Source organism: Rhizobium sp. B21/90 (assembly GCF_019355815.1).
GTDB lineage: Bacteria > Pseudomonadota > Alphaproteobacteria > Rhizobiales > Rhizobiaceae > Rhizobium > Rhizobium rhododendri.
Genome location: NZ_CP072166.1, coordinates 234,722 through 251,700 on the forward strand (window position 1 = coordinate 234,722; position 16,979 = coordinate 251,700).

At 55.9% G+C, this 16,979-nt stretch carries 14 protein-coding genes and 2 pseudogenes; 6 read left to right on the plus strand and 10 right to left on the minus strand.

Annotated elements, in window-relative coordinates:
* Window positions 1-9: 9 nt before the first annotated feature.
* Both J5278_RS30650 and J5278_RS30655 read right to left on the minus strand, forming a co-directional pair.
* Entirely contained in the window at window positions 10-1,569 is a 1,560-nt protein-coding gene (locus J5278_RS30650) for a DHA2 family efflux MFS transporter permease subunit (protein WP_219259503.1), read from the minus strand.
* Complete coding sequence (locus J5278_RS30655) at window positions 1,566-2,729, minus strand: HlyD family secretion protein (RefSeq protein WP_257623525.1); 1,164 nt, start codon at window positions 2,727-2,729, stop codon at window positions 1,566-1,568. The genes J5278_RS30650 and J5278_RS30655 overlap by 4 nt, the downstream gene beginning before the upstream one ends.
* 254 nt (window positions 2,730-2,983) lie before the next feature.
* Between J5278_RS30655 and J5278_RS30660 the strand changes: the two genes are divergently transcribed.
* The gene (locus tag J5278_RS30660; RefSeq protein WP_219259507.1) at window positions 2,984-3,217 is read left to right on the plus strand and encodes a hypothetical protein; all 234 of its coding nucleotides are present in this window, start codon (window positions 2,984-2,986) and stop codon (window positions 3,215-3,217) included.
* Window positions 3,218-3,337: 120 nt separating this feature from the next.
* Here J5278_RS30660 and J5278_RS30665 read toward each other — a convergent pair whose 3' ends face one another.
* The 6 genes and pseudogenes from J5278_RS30665 to J5278_RS30690 all read right to left on the minus strand — a co-directional run bounded on the left by J5278_RS30665 (window position 3,338) and on the right by J5278_RS30690 (window position 11,404).
* Entirely contained in the window at window positions 3,338-3,577 is a 240-nt protein-coding gene (locus tag J5278_RS30665; protein WP_219259510.1) for a flagellar hook protein, read from the minus strand.
* A gap of 155 nt (window positions 3,578-3,732) precedes the next feature.
* A complete protein-coding gene (locus J5278_RS30670) occupies window positions 3,733-4,872 on the minus strand; it encodes an HlyD family secretion protein (protein WP_257623526.1) in 1,140 nt (379 codons plus the stop codon).
* On the minus strand, window positions 4,869-6,959 hold the full coding sequence (locus tag J5278_RS30675) for a peptidase domain-containing ABC transporter (protein WP_219259513.1): 2,091 nt from the start codon (window positions 6,957-6,959) through the stop codon (window positions 4,869-4,871). Before J5278_RS30675 ends, J5278_RS30670 begins: the two co-directional genes overlap by 4 nt.
* 920 nt (window positions 6,960-7,879) lie before the next feature.
* A pseudogene (locus J5278_RS30680) lies at window positions 7,880-9,418 on the minus strand (efflux RND transporter permease subunit); the annotation flags it as partial.
* Entirely contained in the window at window positions 9,318-10,523 is a 1,206-nt protein-coding gene (locus tag J5278_RS30685) for an efflux RND transporter periplasmic adaptor subunit (protein WP_219259529.1), read from the minus strand. The pseudogene J5278_RS30680 and the gene J5278_RS30685, both read right to left, overlap by 101 nt.
* A 200-nt stretch (window positions 10,524-10,723) precedes the next feature.
* Window positions 10,724-11,404 carry a DUF3313 domain-containing protein gene (locus tag J5278_RS30690; protein ID WP_209188343.1) on the minus strand — a complete coding sequence of 227 codons (681 nt, stop codon included), beginning with the start codon at window positions 11,402-11,404 and terminating at the stop codon, window positions 10,724-10,726.
* 132 nt (window positions 11,405-11,536) lie between these two features.
* Here J5278_RS30690 and J5278_RS30695 point away from each other — a divergent pair, with 132 nt between their 5' ends.
* Entirely contained in the window at window positions 11,537-12,370 is an 834-nt protein-coding gene (locus J5278_RS30695; protein WP_209187082.1) for an IS5 family transposase, read from the plus strand.
* A 206-nt stretch (window positions 12,371-12,576) separates the two neighbouring features.
* Here J5278_RS30695 and J5278_RS31870 read toward each other — a convergent pair whose 3' ends face one another.
* Both J5278_RS31870 and J5278_RS30705 read right to left on the minus strand, forming a co-directional pair.
* Window positions 12,577-12,840 carry a cupin domain-containing protein gene (locus J5278_RS31870; protein ID WP_374108343.1) on the minus strand — a complete coding sequence of 88 codons (264 nt, stop codon included), beginning with the start codon at window positions 12,838-12,840 and terminating at the stop codon, window positions 12,577-12,579.
* Between the two features lie 231 nt (window positions 12,841-13,071).
* Window positions 13,072-13,647, minus strand: a complete 576-nt coding sequence (locus J5278_RS30705; protein WP_209188332.1) for an isochorismatase family protein — start codon at window positions 13,645-13,647, stop codon at window positions 13,072-13,074.
* A gap of 266 nt (window positions 13,648-13,913) precedes the next feature.
* On the opposite strand from J5278_RS30705, the pseudogene J5278_RS30710 reads away from it, so the two are divergent.
* From J5278_RS30710 to J5278_RS30725, 4 genes and pseudogenes are all read left to right on the plus strand, one after another.
* Window positions 13,914-14,416: pseudogene (locus J5278_RS30710) on the plus strand (transposase); the annotation flags it as partial.
* Window positions 14,417-14,760: 344 nt separating this feature from the next.
* On the plus strand, window positions 14,761-15,093 hold the full coding sequence (locus J5278_RS30715; RefSeq protein ID WP_209187060.1) for a helix-turn-helix transcriptional regulator: 333 nt from the start codon (window positions 14,761-14,763) through the stop codon (window positions 15,091-15,093).
* A 305-nt stretch (window positions 15,094-15,398) separates the two neighbouring features.
* The gene (locus J5278_RS30720; protein WP_209187072.1) at window positions 15,399-15,602 is read left to right on the plus strand and encodes a hypothetical protein; all 204 of its coding nucleotides are present in this window, start codon (window positions 15,399-15,401) and stop codon (window positions 15,600-15,602) included.
* The gene (locus tag J5278_RS30725) at window positions 15,599-16,366 is read left to right on the plus strand and encodes an IS5 family transposase (RefSeq protein ID WP_209187071.1); all 768 of its coding nucleotides are present in this window, start codon (window positions 15,599-15,601) and stop codon (window positions 16,364-16,366) included. The genes J5278_RS30720 and J5278_RS30725 overlap by 4 nt, the downstream gene beginning before the upstream one ends.
* The last annotated feature ends 613 nt before the right edge of the window (window positions 16,367-16,979 follow it).

Here is a 16,979-nt window from a genome sequence, read left to right on the forward strand (position 1 = left end):
TCGCAAAGCTCAGTGTATCGCCGCTGCAGGTGCGCGCTGAATCGGTCTCAGGATAAACACCAGCGGTGTGATGACTAGAAGGGAGATGGCGAAGAAGTAGAACATGTCGTTGAAAGCCATGACGGTGGCCTCACGAATCATTACCTGAAAAATGTTGACGGTGGAGAGCTGGACAGATTGCGGATCACTCCCGGACTGAAGCACACGCTCCTGGACAATGAGGGAATTGGCGGCTACCGACTCCATCAAACGCTGCGTGTGAAGCGAGGTCTGACGGTCTAGCATGGTACCGATCAGGGCAAGACCAACGGAACCACCGAGGTTACGGGCGGCCGTGTATATTCCTGCGGCGTCCTGCGCCTGTTCGCGGGGCACGGAACGCGTCATGGCCTGATTGAGGAAGATAAGCGTGAAAGCTTGCCCGAATCCGCGAAGCAACTGCGAGAAATTGAAGTCGCCCCCATCGGCGCCCGCGGTTAGGCCCGTATCCACATAACAGCTCACAGAATAGCACATCAGTCCGAATACGATCGCTATCCTAAGGTCGAGCTTTCTGGTCAGAAGCGGGAAGAGCGGGATTATCATCAGCATCGGAAGACCGCTAAGGAGGACGACCATGCCCGACTGGAGTGCATTGTATCCGCTGATGCGTGCAAGAAACTGCGGTATCAAATAGGTTATCCCATAGAGCGAGGCACCGGTCACGACCGCCATGACAATGACACTCCCAAATGATCTCTGAAACAGGATGCCGAGGCGGATGACGGGTCTTTCCGCGGTCAACTGGCCAACGACAAGCATAAGCAGTCCAAACAGCGCAAATCCCGTCAGCAGTACGATAACCGAGGACTCGAACCAGCTTTCTCTCTGCCCGTCCTCGAGAACGACAGTAAGGCATCCCAGGAACATTGGCAGCCCGACGATACCCAGCCAATCCGCTTTCAGCAGTAATTCTAGACTGGTCCTCGCAGGCGGTAGTCCAAGGGTGAGAAGCAGAAGCAGGCCGACGCCTACGGGGAGATTAAGAAAGAACGCATAGTGCCAGCTGGCGTTCTCTGTAAGCCATCCACCAAGTACAGGGCCTGCGATGGGCCCCATGACAGCGGTGATCCCGAACAGGGCGATGCCGACTGGCTGCTGGTCTGGCGGCAGCCGCAGAGCGATGATGGTCATGGCGGTCGGTATCATAGCGCCTCCGGTAAACCCCTGGCCGACGCGTCCCGCCACCATCATTCCGAGAGACGTCGAAAAACCGCAAGCCATCGAGAAACAGATGAACAGTGACGTCATCACCAGCAGGAACTTCCGGAGGCCGAGAAGGTCGGTGAACCAGCCAGAAAGCGGGATCATGACGATCTCCGCCACGAGGTAGGCGGTGGCGATCCATGTGCCTTCCGATCCACTCGCGCCAATTTCACCCTGTATTTGGGGCAGAGCGGAGTTGGTAATCGAAACGTCCAGCGTCGCCATCAACGCACCGACTATACCCGCGGTGACGGCGGTCCATGCCGCTGCATCCGCTTTTTCGAGCGGTTTAACGGCCTCGCCATCCACTGTCGTGATGCTCATTGTCCGACCTCGACGGCTTCGCCTTTCCCATAGCAGCTACCGCGGGTATCCACCTCGACACTGACGGAAAGTCCGGGAACTAGCAGCTTTGGTGGGTTTGCATTGGCCTCAATCTTGATGCGGACGGGAATGCGCTGAACGATCTTTGTGAAGTTGCCTGTGGCGTTTTCGGTCGGGATCAGGGCGAACTGCGCGCCCGTCCCAGGCGAGAAGCTCTCGACTTCGCCATCGAGGGTGCCGGAGCTAATGGCGTCGACGCTGATGTGAGCGGGCTGTCCCACACGCATCATTTCGACCTGCGTCTCCTTGAAGTTGGCAACGAGGTAGATGTCGTTGACGGGAACGATAGTCATTAGCCGCATGCCCGCAGAGACGTACTGCCCGATGTTGACCGACTTGTCGCCGACGACACCCGCAATCGGCGCGGTGATCTCGGTAGCATCAAGATCTAGCTGGGCGGTTGCCAGCTGCGCTTCGGACTGCCTCACGGCCGCCTCCGCCTGTTTGACAGCGGCTTCGGTGGTGTTGATGGCCTCTTTGGCAGACTCTAGTGACGCCTCGGAGACTTTGACCTGCGCAGCCTGCTGGTCACGCTGACTCGTATAAGTGGCTATCTGCTCGTTGGACGTCGCGCCTGAGCGGCCGAGCGACTGATAGCGGTCGACCTGGCTCTGGGCGAACCGCGCCTGGGTCCTTACCGAGATAAGCTGGGCTTCAGCCTGACCGACTGCGGATATCTGCTGCTTCGCTTCGGCCAGCGCTCTGGCGAGGTCCGCCTTGGAGGACTCGACACCCGCCTGCGCCTGCGCGACCTTGGCCTGATAGTCTTGGGGTCTGATTTCCAGGAGCCTGTCGCCGACAGCGACCCTCTGGTTCGCGACCACGTACAAGTGTTCGACATATCCCTGGACCTTAGGGGACACCGCCGTCTGGTCGGCCTGTAGGAACGCATCGTTGGTTGACTGCAGAAAGCGGCCGACTGTCCAGTAGTGGAAGAACCAAATGGAGCCGCCGACAACCGCCACGAGGGCGACGATCAGGAGGATGCGTTTAATCAGCCGCCTCTCTTCTGGCGATTTAGTCGGCGGGGAGAGGTCTCCGGGCTGTTCTTCGGAAACGTCGCCTTCGTTTTCGACCCGCATTGCACTCGCTTTTGCCACTACCTGATCACTCCATCACTTTAATGGTACTATATAGTTTATTTAATCGCGATGGAAATTCCCGCTGGCGACATGCGGCACTCTTCAGAGCTTTTTGGGAACAATGGCGAAAAAAAAGGCGCCGCAAACTGCGGGGGCAGAGAAAGGCGATAGCCTTCAGGAGATATCAGAACTGCTTGCGGCAGCCGATCGTGATCGTGTTACTCTCGAATCGGGGGTGAACGAATAATCAACGCGAGCCGTGAGTTGAAGCTATGAGCCGCCGTATAATGATATCCTGTATCCAGCATGGGCTTTCGAATAACGCCGCCCTAGCGAACACGCTCTGCAGATTGATGCTGACGCTGGCGTCGAGAGGCACTGACAACCTGATCATGCGCGAATCGCTGCCCGAACTAGCCGATGACACGCACGACAATGGCATCATCAGCAGCGTGATGCTGCCCGTTGGAAGCTGCCTCGAAGTCAGTCGCTACGACCCGGACTAAAGCTATATGAGGCTTTTTGTCAAACCCACGTGAGCCTGCTTGCGGGAGACAACAGCCCGACGAGGCTGGATGGACCGGCAGCCGGGAAGCGGCTGCCGGGATTATTGCGTTTAGAAACGGTTAGCTAGCAAACGAGCTATTGAAGTTGAAGTCGCCAGACGCGTTGCTGAACGAGAATGTTCCAGCCTTCTGTACGACTTCAGCCGGCAGCGATGCCGAAAACGTGCCCGACTTCGAACCGAAGGTGTAGCTGCCGCTGACAGCACCATCAGCACCGATGGTGACCGTGGAAGCGACCGAAGAGGCGCCGCCGCTCACGAGATCCAGCTGGGCGATGTCGAGTTCGAAGATGTTGTTCATGGTAGTCTCCTTTCAGGTTGGGTGGGGGGTGGCCGGCCTGGCCTTCCCCTCCGTCAGTCATCACCGGCTGCCTATGGCCATCAGAGGGTCCATTATCCAGTCGGTGAAGTGTCGGCGATCTGTGACGATATCGCCGATTAGGGTCATACCGGGGGTCAGCGGACGCTCTTCGCCATACGCGGCAATGCTGGTGCGCTCGAGGCTGACTGTGACCCGGTAGACGGGAGCTGTGAGGGCGATGGGAGCCAGAAGCTCACCCTCGCGATAGGTTGCGCGGGAGACCTGAACGACATGCCCAAAAGCATCCCGAAACGCTGATATGGAAAGGCATCGACCTTCAGCCGTACCTCCTGCCCTGGCTGGATAAGGCCAGCAGCGCGCGGCGGAACCAGCAGATTGGCTTCCAGGTTGCTGCCACCAGGCACGAGGGCTGCAAGAGGCGATTGCGCGATGGCAGTCTGCCCCGGCTGAGCCTGTAGCGCCGCAACCCGGCCGGCCACCGGCGCGACGACCACATAGGCGCGGTTGACCTGCAATTGCGCAAGGGATTGCTCAAGATCGCTGCGAAGACCTTGTAGCTGAGCGAGCTTGTCGTCCCTGTCCGCCGGCAGGCTGGCCAATTGCGAGCGGGCATCGACAAGATCGCCTTGCCGCTGTTCCTTCTGCCGCTCGAGTTCGTGGATGACGCTCTCTTGGGCAAAGATCTGCTGCTGGCGGCGCGATAGTTCAAAACGCGTCCCGCCACCGTTAACCTGGAGCTTGGCGTAGTGGCCGGTATCGTCTGTTTGCAGGGCTTGTAGCCGGCGTTCAGACTCCAGACGTTGCTCCTGGCTCGCCAGTTCGCTGCCCAGTCCTTCGACACGGGAAGACAGGCGCCGCTCCTCCTGGTCGAAGCGGGCGTTGGATGCCTTGATCTGTGTATCGATGGACTGAATACGGGCTTGCGTCTCAATCCGTAGTTTTTCACCGACCGTGCCGTCTGCGCCGGTCGTCTCCAGCGACAGTTCCACCATCGGCTGGCCCTGGGTGACCAGGTCTCCCTCATGGACAAGGACGCGGGTAACCGTACCGCCCTTGGCGGCGTAAATCTGTGCCAGGCCACCAGTCGGGGCTATGTAGCCCTGCACCGTTTCCTTGCGCGCATAGGTACCGGTCATGAGATAGGCTGCACCGACCACCACGAGGCAGCCGAGGACGGTGGTCATCACCCCATGGCTCACCGGTTGTGCGATCATCACCTCCCCGCCAATGCGGCGACGATGTTCAGTGGCTTCGCTACGGAACAGGGTACTCATGGCACCACCTGCAAAGGGTGGGCCGGCACATCGCGCTTTAGCTCGCGTATATTGCCGTTTTCCACTGCAAAGGCGCGGGCAGCACCTTCGATGGCTCCGGGGCGATGGGCGACCATCACTTGGGTGATTCCGAGCTTGCTCAGCGATTGCATGAGGCGGCGCTCCGACAGGACATCCAGATTGGCCGTCCCTTCGTCGAGAAACAATATGGACGGCTTGCGGTACAGCGCACGCGCCAGGAGAGCTCGCTGCTGCTGCCCACCTGACAGCGTAGATCCGAGGTCTCCCACCAAGGTCATGTAGCCCATTGGCATACACATGATTTCGTCGTGAAGGCCAACAAGCCGGACAACCTCCTCGACCCGAGCGATATCGATCTCAGGATCGAAAAAAGCGATATTGTCGGCAATCGTCCCCGCAAAAAGCTGGTCGTCCTGCATCACCACACCGACCTTGGCTCGGTACGCCCGCATCCCGAAGACGCCGAGCGGGAGGCCGTCCACAAACACCTCGCCTTCGCCCGCCGGATAGAGGCCCATCAACAACTTCAAGAGGGTAGACTTGCCGCCGCCAGAAGGGCCCACAAAGACGACGGACTGCCCCGCCTCTATGGAGAGGGATACATCCTTCAGAACCCATGCCTCCCGTTCGGCATAGCGAAAGGAGAGGTTGCGTACGAGAAGTGATCCGGCAAGTGGACGATCCCCCCGGGCTGCGGCATTGAGGGCGGGCTCTGGATCCTGATGCACGACATCGGCCAGGCGCTCTAGATGAAGGCCGATCATGCGAAATTTGAAATACTGGTCGACGAGTGAAAACGCCGCCGTGCTGAACTGGCTCCGATAGGAAAGGAAAGCCAGCAACATGCCGAGCGTCATCTCTCCCCTGATGATGCTGCCGGCGCCGAAATAGAAGACCAGAAGCATCTCGGCACCCGTCAGGAAGGATAGGCCTGCCGAGCCTTTGAGACTGATTTTCTGGACGCGTACATTGTTGTTGATGCTGTCGGCATAGGCATTTTGCCAGACACCGTGGCGTTCCAGTTCACGTCCGAACAGCTTGAATGCTCGCGCACCACGGATAGTTTCGAGGAGGATACCATCCACCTTGGCCTGGTACTGGATGCCCTCGTTGGTCAGGCTGCGAAGCCAAGGAAAAGTCCCCAATCGGATGCAAATGACCAGCGCCAGCGAGGCCAGCACAATGCCTGCCAGATAGGGTGCGTAGATCAACATCACAGCCAGCGTGATGATCGCCATCAAACCGTCCAGCGCGCCTGACACAAAGCCACCTGTCAGCAGATCCTGAACCGGCTGAAGGGAGTTGAAACGCGACAGGATATCGCCGAGACGCCGTTTTTCAAACCACGGGACAGGCAGGCGCATGGCATGACGCAACAGATTGCCGCGCATCTGAAAGGTAAGAAGCGTGCTGAAATGCATCTGCACGTATCCGCGCAACAAGGTCGTGGCGCTCTGAACCAACAGCAGCAATGCCGCGCCGATGACTATGACGTTCAGGAGACTGAAATCACCCTTTGAGATTGCCTCATCGACAATCATCTGGTTGACGAGCGGCGACAGCAGAACAAAGAATTGCAACAGGGCGGAGAGCGCCAGGATCTGCAGCAGGCTCGGAATGAAGCCGGCGCTCCTGGACCACAGGTCGGCCAGGCGCACCCGCTCGACCACCTTGCGTTTTCGGAAGGTGGTCGCCGGTGTCAGTTCCAGCGCTATCCCGGTAAAATGTTTCGATGCCTCGTTGAGCGAGAGCCGCCGCTGGCCGCTCGCCGGATCGTGCAAGTCCACCCACCGGCCGGAAGCATGCGTCAGCACGACGTAGTGCGACATATCCCAGTGCAAGATGCAGGGCGTCTTCAGCTTGCCGATATCTGCCATTTCCAGCTTCAGCGGCCGACTGGTCAGACCGAGGTCGTCAGCGACGGCAATAAGCGTTTTTAGCGTCGTACCGTTTGCGGATGCGGCGTGGCGGCGACGAAGTTCTGACAAAGTCACCCGATGACCGTGAAAGCCGGCCACCATCACCAGACACGCTAGCCCGCATTCAGCGGCTTCGGATTGTAGCAACGGCTCAATCCCGTAGCGTTTATGGAGGGCCGTGAGAAACAACTGACTATCTCGCTTTAACGGTGGTGAACGATAAGAAATGGGATGCGATTTCCAACGACCTCACGGGCGCTAGTCTCGCCGACGACCGTCCCGCCAAGACTGGGCCGTCGAGGAGTATTCTACAGGCGGTGGTTAAGTTCTGGGGAGTTGGACTTTTAAATCCAGTTCAGAGCTCGCATCGGACCAAGGGCACTGACTGGTCCCGAGTTCCGTGAAGATGAGTGATGTAAGACATACGACAAAGCTCCCTTGGATCGTTGTCGGCGCTTTATTCCCGGCACTCGTAATTCGTGCGTGGCAATCTAGCTGCCGTGTCCATAGGTATGGCATGCCTCACTATTGAGTTGGGTCTAGTTATATTGAGAGATGTTGCGGCGGCGCACTTTGCTGCCACAATCAAGATGATATCGGGCTCGAAGGAGGGGCCGAAGGCTCTGGCCCAGATGGATCTGCAGGGGGCGGAGAAGGCGACGTGACGGCCTACCTGCTCCGCATGCGCTACGGCCAGAAACATTGAAGCAAGATTTTCAGCCTTTTGCTTCGGCATCTTCAACACCGAAGCCTTGCTGGCCGCTCATTCTCGGCCGCGCACCGATCTCTGGTATTCATATGACAGTGTTGGGATTGCCTTTGGCATTGGCGGCGTGGTCGCGGCAAGTTTGCTGCTTCTGGCCAGCGGTTCCCATAGCTCGGGCGAGCAATGGGAAGGACAGATGCGAAGACGTTCCTGATTCTAGTCGTTTGCCGATGCTTCGGCTGGCATTGTTATCGACAGCGGAGCAGACTAAAGTGGAAGTCAACGGAGGCGTCATCGAGGACCGTCGCCGTTTTTCCATGAAGCTTATCCAGGACTGACCCCTGACTATGTGCCTAAGCCCTCACTCTCCTGCAGCCATTTGTAGGCCCACAACAGCCTGGTCTTGCTTTCGGCTTGTAAACTTCATCACGTAGACAAAGAAGACCGGTACGAAGAGTATTGCGAGGAGCGTCGCCGATATCATACCACCGAGGACGCCCGTGCCAATAGCAGTCTGGCTTGCCGACCCAGCCCCAGTGGCTATAGCTAAAGGGACAACGCCAAGTGAGAATGCAAGCGACGCCATCAAAATAGGCCTGAAACGGAAATGTGCTGCCTCGACCGCCGCGTCAAACGACGATTTTCCAGCAGCCCTTAGGTCTTTAGCGAACTCGATAATTAGAATAGCGTTCTTAGCTGACAAACCCATGATCGTAATCAGGCCGACCTTGAAGTAGACGTCGTTTGGCATATCGCGCAGCATCACCGCGCCAACGGCCCCGATAACGCCGAGAGGGATGACGAGAAGCACTGATATCGGGATGGCCCAGCTTTCATAGAGTGCGGCCAAACAGAGAAAAACCAGTAGAACTGAAAGACCAAGAAGCATCGGAACTTGCGACCCCGACTGGATCTCTTGCAGGGACTGGCCGCTCCACTCGTATCCAAAGCCGGCTGGAAGCGTCTGCGCGATGCGCTCGACTTCCGTGATGGCGTCACCCGACGAATACCCGTTTGCCGCCTGCCCGCTGAACCGGACTGCGGGGAAACCGTTGTAGCCGACGATCTGTGCGGATCCCTTCGTGAATTCGTATCTCGCAAATGCGGAGATCGGAACCATCCCGCCCGCGGCGTTTCTAACGGTAAGGTTCATAACATCGAAGATAGTTCCACGCTTGTCTGCGTCCGCCTGCACAGTGACACGTTGCATGCGTCCAGAGTTTGGGAAATCGTTGACGTCGGACGAGCCAAGGTTTGTGCTGATTGTCTGATTGATATCGGCGAATGTCACGCCATAAGTATTTGCCTTCTCCCGGTCGATTGTCAGCACAGTTTGCGGCGCGTCCGAAAGGCCCTCAACCATCACGCCTACGAAAACGGGGCTTTTATGGGCCTCTGCCATGAATTGGTCGCGCGCCTCATTCAGCGCTGCAGTCCCCAGATTTCCTCGGTCTTGAAGCCGGAAAGCGAAGCCGTTGGTGCTACCCAGGCCGGAAATCGCTGGTGGTGACAATGCGAAGGCACTTGCATCCTTGATCAACTGGAAGCCGGCGTTGAACTTTGCCGATGGTGCCTGTGCCGACTGCACAGACGTCCTCTCGCTCCGATCCTTGAGAGTGATGAACGCGAGCCCCGCGTTCTCTCCTGATCCGGAGAAACTAAACCCGCTAATCGCTACGATACGCTCAACAGATGTTTCTGAGGTGACGATTTTCTCCATGGCCTTAATGGAATCAAGCGTCCGTTCCGCTGTCGCGTCGGCGGGACCCTGAACTTGGGCCAGCAGCATTCCCTGGTCTTCATCGGGTAGGAATGACGAGGGCAGCTGCAGGAACATCCACGCCGTCACCGCCGCCACGACGGTGTAAATCAGCATCACCCTTCCTGCCCTTCGCAGGAGACAGCAATCTTCTGAAATCCTTCCACCACGACCTGTCTTCAGTTGCCAAACCCTTGACGACAACCCAGCGGCCTTCAACAATCCAGCCGAGCGTCACGTTGCGAACTTCGACTTTCCCTTTAGCGTCGACAATATATAGCTGAGGTTTTCCTGCAGTATCGCGTTGCACTGCTTGCTCCGGAACAGCGAATGCGCCTTCCAGGGAACCCTGCTGGAGTTTTGAGCGAACATACATGCCTGGAAGCAGATTGTGTTCCGGATTTGGAAACTCGCCTCTGAGGATCAGTTGCCCAGTCTGGGCGTTCACGCTTGCCTCCGAAAATAACAGCTTGCCTTCGTGTGGGTACGCACTGCCTTGCTCCGTCACGAGCTTCATGGCTACCCTCTCCCGACCCACCTCCTTAAGATGACCCGTCTTGATAGCATTTCGTAACAGTATCAATGTGTCGGCGGGCTGGGTGAAGTCAGCGTAGATCGGATCAATCTGTTGGATTGTCGCCATCACGTCTGAGGTTGGGCTGACCAACGTGCCCTCGGTGATGAGAGCGCGACCGATCGTGCCGGTGATGGGAGCCTTGACCTGCGTATACTGAAGGTCGAGCTCGGCCGAGCGCAAATCCGCTTCCGCTCGGGAAACATCTGCGTTGCTCTGGGCCAGCGTCGCGATTGCCGTCTCACTGTCATCTGCGCTGGTAACGCCCTTTTGCTCGAGCTGTGTTTGCCTGTCTGACTTCTGGGAGGCCAATTTTCGAGCAGCTACCGCGCTGTCAACAGCTGCTTGCGCTGAATCAACCTTGGCCTGAAATGGAGCCGGGTCAATCACATAAAGGAGGTCACCTTGTTTGACGCCAGCTTTCTGCTCGAAAACCCGCTTCAGCACCAGCCCAGTCACGCGCGGGCGGACGTCAGCAGTAACCATCGAGGCAACACGCCCCGGCAATTCACTGACGACCGGTAGAGTTTGCGGCCTCACCTCTACAACGGACACAGGAGTCGGTGGCGCCGCGGCGACTTTCTTTGTGGCATCCTCTTTGCTGCAGGCCGTTATAGAGAGAGCGACGCACGCCCATAATGCAGTCCGCGTTACTGACATAGATAACGACATGGAATGTCCCCAGGTAAAGCTTTATGGAGAGAATTCCGGCCACATCAACCAAAAACAACAGAAACGAGACAGTATCGCTTTCTGGATGAGGAAATGGTTTCTGAATTCAGCGAGTAGAGGCGCCAGGGCGCCATATTCAAGCAAACACTATCGCTGGCGATGTTAAGTACGACCGTCAACGGCTTAAGGATTAGCCGCTGCTAATTCTCAGACATCACTAGCGGCTTTGCCATTTGATCAATTAGAGAGTCTGCGCCCCTTTCGATTCCGATTTTTGAACCCTTCAAGCGCACAAACGTCGCACGAGCGTTCATTGCCATCGGATATTGCTTGGTGACGTAAGAAGACAACAGACGATTGGTACTGGAATCGTAAATCTCAACGGCGTAGCTCACTGACCCAGCCATTGTCCCTTCCCGGCCTCGAACGGCTTGCGCAGTGTTGACCACGACGCCGCCGACATCCAAATGTGAGAGCGGTCCGAGAATGGGTGTGGTGTCCTTCGCTCCGGTCAGCGTCAGGTGCAGTCTTACGGTTTGTGGACCAGGGCTCGTGACAACTGCAAACCTTGTCTTGAGTCGCGACGTAAAGACATTCTGCATGTAGTCGGCAAGGACCGACTTGTCAGCGTTTGTGAGCTTGACGAACTGATTGTCCTCACCCCGGTAAATGGTGACCGGATCGATGATGATCTTGGTGTACTGCCGCCAGTCAACGGTGGTTGAGAAGCGGTACGGCACCCGACCAGATTTGTCCTCGGTGTTTGAGCGAAGCTGAGACCTAGATGCAAGTCCTGAGTAGGGCGTCGGATCTGCCGTGGTGCACCCAGATATGATAGAAGACAACGCGGCTAGCGAAATGGCGAATAATAGGGTTTTCAAATGTTGGCTCCAAGGTCGATGGCATCTCTGCCGTGGCCAACTTAGTTGTCTGATTGGCTGCCTCAAAAAGAGGTGGGTGATTTCAACAGGTTATGATTCCTTCGGATTTGCAAAGATTCGATGGAGTTCACGATGGCCTGGACTGAAATCACCCGTCGGCAATATGCCCGGCGAACGGCTCGCTATGCAAGTGACATGACGGATCGGGAATGGGAACTGGTTGCGCCTTTTTTGCCGATGCCCCGCCGCTTGGGTCGACCTCGCACCACTGATTTGCGCGAGGTCGTAAATGCTCTGCTTTACATCGCCACCACCGGTTGCCAGTGGCGGATGCTGCCGAAGGATTTTCCGCCCTGTTCAACGGTCCAGGGCTATTTTTATGAATGGCGGGCACTGGGACTTTGGACACGCATCAACCATCATCTCGTGATGGAGGCACGCGAGTTGGAGGGCAGAGAGGCAAGTCCGACGGCTGGTGTGATCGATAGTCAGAGCGTGAAAACTACGGAAAGCGGTGGCATACGAGGCTATGATGCAGGTAAGAAGACGAAAGGGAGAAAGCGCCATATCATCGTCGATACGCTTGGCCTGATGGTCGGTCTCATGGTGCACAGCGCCGACATCCAGGATCGCGATGGTGCTCCTGATCTTCTGAAATCCATCCGCCACAGGTGGCCATGGTTGCTGCATGTCTTCGCTGATGGCGGCTATGCAGGCGATAAGTTGAAGCGGCGATTGAAGAAGATCGGACGCTGGACGGTCGAGATCATCAAGCGCTCGGACAAAGCGAAAGGCTTTGAAGTTCTGCCACGACGCTGGGTCGTCGAGCGGACCTTCGCGTGGCTTGGCAGATGCCGCAGGCTAGCAAAGGACGTCGAAAAATCCATCGCCTCCTCAGAGGCATGGATTATGATCGCCCACATTCGCCTGATAACCCGGCGGCTCGCAAGGTATCGATATCATTGAAGCCTTTTCGAGTCCGACTCTGAATGTTGCGGTGTTATTTGAAATGTTCAAAAATGTTCGACGGAAAGATTTGTGCATTTCCCGGCAGTCCAGGTGCGTGGTAGCACGACACAGTAATTTGTTCAAAACGCCGAGGTACATACGTTGGGAGTAAGATGTTGCCCCCCTGAGGGGCTATACATCCCCAGCCTCAGCGTATGCCTTGCCTACCCTTCGTAGTACTTCCCCATGTCCTCTGGTGGCGTGGTGATAGCGAGATAAACCAAGGCTCCCTCTCCTGTATTTTCAATACCATGAACGACGCATGGCGGTGTCCTAACGATTTCACCAGCACTGAGAGGCATAGATTGGTCGCCTTCAAGCAACAGCATTCCTTGGCCAGCTTCTATCAACCAAGTCTGTTCTGAGTTGGGGTGACTATGTCGAGCTGAAACTGCGCCTGGCTTCATGGTCACTCTGGTGATGGTCACTTGCGCGTCTGGGGAATTATCCTGACATAGGATTTGCTCAGATTCTTTTCCCGGATTTCGCAAAACTACAGACTTTTCGACTGCGAGAATTTGAACTTTCAGTTTTGATCTCCTGTCAAACGCCTAACCTGTTACCCGCATTACAGTAATCGCCGAAAGACTAGATGCTTCTTACACATTGCTTCGGCCCCCGTAAATCGCGCAAAACGCCTGATCACGGGACGGAGGGATTTACCGCTGCGCTTCGTTGATCGAGTGAATGATTTCCCCTGTTGATCGCACACGCGCGATTGCTGGAAAAATTCGGTGGACTGCAAACTCGTGCATTTCTCTACTTAGGCTTGAGCATCCGTCCTCCGCAATTATGACTGAGTACCCGTGCTGCCACGCCTCGCGTGCTGTGCTTTCGACACCAAAATTTGTTGCAATCCCAGCTATTATGACGGCTGTAATACCGCCCCTGTTTAGCAATATATCTAATTCAGTGTCGTGAAACGCGCCCCATTGGCGCTTGGTCACGACAGGTCCGCTCAAGCTGCATACAGCCGATGAAAATTCGGAAAAACCTAGTGGTAGCGGGTCCGGCATCCGGCTCTCCGCGTCTGTCGGTTGGCCCGGCAGTTTGGAAAAGTCCATTTTGACGCGAACCGTCAAACCGCCGAATGTCGCGACCGCCTTGGCGAGAGCTGCAGCATTTGTCACCACAGTTTCAGAAGAGTGCGGCGCGAGTGCTCTTTGCAGTATGCCTTCCTGCAGGTCGATGACCAAAAGCGCGGTGGTCGACGGCGCGAATACAATATGCCTCAAGACAGACTCCTATTAAAAGCAATTATCCCGTCGCCAATCGTGTGAGTGTGAATAGTTCTCTGTCAATACAACCTGTTTGTCATGGCATGAATATACCACATCGTGCAACAGCACCCCCTCAGCCCCAAATTCAGCGAAGCCTGGAAATCTTTATCCAAATTCCCCCAAGCCTCTTGCGAGCGCTTTCTATTCGGTCGCAGCCCCAACTTGTATGGGAGCTTCTATTTGGGACAACCGGAAGGCACAAACAGCCACTGAGGGCCGCAGGCCGCAACTCCGAGCGTGATTTCCACGGCGAGAAGCGCAGCAACGCAACTCACGCGTCGACCACCGACCCGGATGCCAGGCTTTACAAGAAGGCCCGTGGTTAGGCGGGCAAGCTCTGCCACATGGGTCACGTCATAATGGAGAACCGCAATGGTCTGGTTGATATGGTGGGCCGCGTGGATGGCCGTCATCGCATCACATTGGCTGCCGACAAAGCCTACGACACGACCGACTTCTTCGCCGCCTTGCGGGACGCAAAGGTGACGCCTCACGTCGCCCAGAACACGACAAAACGACGCTCGGCCATCGACGGTCGCACCACCCATCACCCTGGCTACGCTGTCAGTCAGCGCATTCGCAAGCGTATCGAGGAAGTGTTCGGTTGGGCCAAGACCAGCGGCGGAATGCGTAAGACCCGCCATCGTGGAAAGGATCGCATCGGCTGGATGTTCACCCTGACAGCAACCGCTTAAATCTGGTGAGGCTGCCAAAGCTGCTGACGACGGCATATTCGCGCCTGGAACCCGCCGAAGAAGGCGCACTACTACAAAATGGGTCAAAAGACCTTGAAAAAGCCTTCGCGGCAAAAATCAGCGCTATTTCCGCACCCATGTTATGTTGTCTGGTTGTCTCAGAAGCCATTCAGGCGCTCACGACGTCAGAAGTTCCCATCCTATCTCTTGGAAATTTGTACCGGATCCCATCAGCTACGAATGCATTCCGCTCACAGAGGAAATCGGTCGCAACATATGGCAATATTTCAGAATAAAACTTTGCAGCGGTCGAGTGTGGTGGATGCAATAAGCAGTTAAGACTAAACCAACTGCCTTGTAAAGTTGACCCTCGATGACGACTAATCCTGATTTTCTGGCTGAAGAGCTACCGTTTCATGCGGAGCTGTTAAGACAACTTGCAAACGCGAGTCGCCTTCACGTCTGTTATCTCCTTGCTGCCGCAGAACATGATGTTGGCACCCTTGCTCAGAAGGTTGGGATATCACAATCCGCTCTAAGTCAGCATCTCGCACGTCTTTTGCAGGCCGGGTTAGTGAAAGTGCGACGTAGATCGCAAAATCGCTTCTATCGCCGCGACCATCCCGACGTCTTAAAAATTCTGAACCTCCTTTCAGAATGTCATTCTGCTGATCGGCCCTTTGTTGAAGTGGAGCTATTGAACTAGGTCGTGAACTCATAAACGGGCGGCGAGGCGATTATGGGCGGTCAGTCTGTAAGTACCAAATGAAGCATATGCGGTCGCGGACGTTGCCACCAGTAGCTTCGTAAGCTGCAAAAGGGTCGGCAAATGCTTTCCGGCCTTCTTCGACAAAGTCGTAACGACGGCTGATATCAACCATTTGCTGTCGTGCGACGGCTGCCGACGATGCTACACGCTCGACCCATGTTAAGCCGTCAGGCTCACCGACCAACGCATTTTACTTGTACCCAATAACACTCGCAGGTGCCTTCCGGCATCAGGAATTGTAGTTGCCCGCCAACGTTAAGAAGGCCCAATTTCTCGGCTTCATCAATCACCAGGGGTATCGCTTCAGGTTGCCAACCCCATTCACGGCCGCTGCGGCACGCCACAGTTCGCAGCGTGTCAGGGAGGAGCAGCGCAAGATCGTCTATCATGTGGTAAAACTACACATCTTCCATGAGCGTTCAACATCTGATTCAGTGTCGGCATGAGCCAATACGACCTGACCGATGCCGAGTGGGGCGTGATTGAACCGCTGTTGCCCAACAAGCCGCGAGGCGTGCCGCGTGTTGATGACCGACGCGTGCTGAACGGCATTTTCTGGGTTCTGCGATCAGGCGCGCCTTGGCGCGAGGTGCCACAGCGCTATGGCCCCTACACCACATGCTATAATCGCTTCAGACGCTGGACGAAAGCTGGAATCTGGGACAGTTTGATGGACGCGATCACCAACGCATCGCGTGATTTGATCACGATGATCGATGGCACTTCAGTTCGCGTACATCATTCGGCGGCAACACTGAGGGCGGATCATCCAGATCGCTGTCTTGGAAGGAGTCGAGGCGGTCTTACAACCAAAATCCATGCCATGACCGATGGAAGAGGGCTTCCAATCAAGATTTCCATCACACCCGGTCATGCCCATGACCTGACGGCAGCGCGCGAATTACTCGATAATCTTCCGCCCGGCGCGATGCTTCTTGCCGACAAAGCCTATGATGCCAACTGGCTGCGCTCAAAGTTGAGAGCGGAACGCTCATGGGCAAACATTCCGCCGAAGTCCAATCGAAAGGAGGCAATCGTCTTCAGCCCTTGGCTCTACAAAAAGCGCAATCTCATTGAGCGCTTCTTTAACAAGCTCAAATACTACAGACGGGTCGCAACTCGATACGACAAGCTTGGAATGACGTTTCTCGCAATGACCAAGCTAGCTTGCATTCGCATCACACTCCGTCATAACGAGTCCACGGCCTAATGACTTTGGCTCGAAGCACGATCAAAGCCGCGCTCTAACTTTTTTCTCTTAAGCGACAACGCACACACAGCTGGCTTGGTACCCCCGCCATTTCACGAGCCCGGCTTGAGCAGTTGCTCTCTCTCAGCGCACCCCAAGACCATTTCAACCGAGCGGTGGCCAGCGGCAAACAGCAAGCACAGCAAAGGACAAACTTGATTCATGGACATGGCTTGAAGGCGCGACGGTTTGAGACTTTGGGCTCAATGGTCTCCAGCGCCCTTCATTTCGTGCCATGGCTGCTAGAGGTACCTGTGCTGCAATGTTTTTGCATATAACACGACCCAAAGCAATTTTTGCGTCTGCTATAACGAATGAACAAAGCGAGACGGGAAATTTCGCCGATATTCCATAAGAAAACAGGACATCACAAATGACCACGATAGAACTTATATTAGCAATCACTATATTTCTCTCGTGGCTGTGGGTCACGCTATACGCAGTGAAGAGGACCATCTTAGGTATGGACAAAGCATGGTAACTACGCAGTCCAGTCTGTCTAGAGAACGTTTCGTTTATAGTTGTGAGCAAACGCGATAGATGCCAACGGCAGTTGCACTGCGAATAGCAAAGG

Coding starts and splice junctions, on each gene's coding strand:
- J5278_RS30725 (WP_209187071.1), top strand. CDS start 15,599: ATGAGCCAATACGACCTGACCGATGCCGAGTGGGGCGTGATTGAACCG.
- J5278_RS30715 (WP_209187060.1), top strand. CDS start 14,761: ATGACGACTAATCCTGATTTTCTGGCTGAAGAGCTACCGTTTCATGCG.
- J5278_RS30660 (WP_219259507.1), top strand. CDS start 2,984: ATGAGCCGCCGTATAATGATATCCTGTATCCAGCATGGGCTTTCGAAT.
- J5278_RS30695 (WP_209187082.1), top strand. CDS start 11,537: ATGGCCTGGACTGAAATCACCCGTCGGCAATATGCCCGGCGAACGGCT.
- J5278_RS30665 (WP_219259510.1), bottom strand. CDS start 3,577: ATGAACAACATCTTCGAACTCGACATCGCCCAGCTGGATCTCGTGAGC.
- J5278_RS30670 (WP_257623526.1), bottom strand. CDS start 4,872: ATGAGTACCCTGTTCCGTAGCGAAGCCACTGAACATCGTCGCCGCATT.
- J5278_RS30650 (WP_219259503.1), bottom strand. CDS start 1,569: ATGAGCATCACGACAGTGGATGGCGAGGCCGTTAAACCGCTCGAAAAA.
- J5278_RS30685 (WP_219259529.1), bottom strand. CDS start 10,523: ATGTCGTTATCTATGTCAGTAACGCGGACTGCATTATGGGCGTGCGTC.